At 68.1% G+C, this 1799-nt stretch carries 1 protein-coding gene; it reads right to left on the reverse strand.

The window, feature by feature from the left end:
• A partial coding sequence (gene eccCa, locus ACWEN0_RS49980) for a type VII secretion protein EccCa (protein ID WP_451988805.1) occupies positions 1-1799 on the reverse strand: 1799 nt, incomplete at both ends.

Here is a 1799-nt window from a genome sequence, read left to right on the forward strand (position 1 = left end):
GCCCGAGAAATCCGCCCACAACGGGTCACGCCGCTGCTCATACGGCCGGTCGATGATCCCCAACGGCACCTGCAACCGCCCGTTACCGAAAAACCCGACCGGGGACAAGCCCCGGTCATCGGTCGGGTTCAGGTTCGGCAACAACGTGTCCAGCGAATTCGGGTCCTTCAACGGCGGCAGCCACACCTCGTGCGCCGGCGGGCCCTGCCCCACCAGCCGCGACACGATCACATCCAACTCCGACGGCTCGACCGCCTCCTCCGACTGCGGCGCCTGCTGCGCGACCGGCGCCTCCACCAGCTCCGGCTCCGGCTCCTTCGGCAACTCCACGAAGTCCGGCACGAACAACTGCGGCCGCTTGTCCGCCCGCACCACCGTCGCCGCCGGACCCGCCGCCTTGATCCCCGCCGGCCGATACGGACCCGACACATACGACGCCTTGAACCGCACCAACGTCGACGTGTCGTACTTCAGATACCCACCACCCGGCACCGACGGCAGCTCGAACGCATCCGGCACCCCGATCGCCGCCCGCGACTCCGCCGCCGAGAACGTCTTCAACCCGATCCGGTAGGACAAGTGCGAATCCAGCCCCCGCAGCTTGCCCTCCTCCAGCCGCTGCGACGCCAGCAACATGTGCATCTGCAACGACCGGCCCAGCCGGCCGATCGCGACGAACAAATCGATGAAGTCCGGCTTCGCCGACAACAACTCCGAAAACTCGTCACACACAATGAACAACGCCGGCAACGGATCCAGGTCAGCGCCGTTCTCCCGGGCCTTCTCATACTCCCAGACGTTCTTGAAATTGCCGCCGTTCTTCAACGCCTCCTGCCGCCGGTTCATCTCCCCCGCCAGCGCGTCCTTCATCCGGTCGACCAGCGTGACCTCATCCGCCAGGTTGGTGATCACCGCCGACACGTGCGGGGCCTTGTCCAACCCCAGGAACGTCGCACCACCCTTGAAGTCCACCAGCACGAAATTCAACGTGGACGACGAATGCGTGGCCAGCATCCCCAGCACCAGGGTGCGCAGGAACTCCGACTTACCCGAACCGGTCGCCCCGATACACAGCCCGTGCGGGCCCATCCCCTCAGCCGCGGCCTCCTTGATGTCGAGTTCGACGGGCTGCCCGTATTCGCCGACGCCGAAGGGGACGCGGTAGCGGTCGCGGATCGGGCGGGGCCGCCACGCCTGCTGCACATCGAACGTCATCGGATCACCCGGGATCCCGAGCAACTCCAGCAACGACGGGTTCGACAGCAGCGGCTCTTCGTCGCCGACGTCCTGGCCCGCGGCGCCGCCGACGCGGTACGGCGAGATCAGCCGGGCCAGCGACTCGGTCTCGACCACGCTGAGGGTGTCCGGCCGGCCGAACCACTCCACCCCGCCGGCGCTGCGCGCGCCCAGCCTGTCGGCCTCCACCACGAGCCGCAGGCCGCGGCGGGCGGCCAGGTTGCCCAGGGAGTCCGAGAGGTCGATCAGCGTGACGCCGACCAGGCCCTCTTCGAGGACGATCTGCTCTTCGCGGGTGACCTCGGCGTCGTCGATGATGATCACGACGTGCGGCTGGTCCGGCGCCGGGGTGGCGTTGCGGGAGAACCGCTGGCGGTCACGCAGCTCTTCGTCGAGCCAGTTTTCGATCTGGGCCAGCGAACCGGCCATCATCCGGAGCTGACCGATGCCGTCCGACAGCGCGGGGTGCTGGACGTGCGGCAGCCACTTCGCCCACTCCCACTCCTCCTTCGCGCGGCCCGCGGTGGCGACCGCGATCAGCACGTCGTCGGGACTGTGGAAGG

It is taken from the genome of Amycolatopsis sp. NPDC004378 (assembly GCF_053602455.1).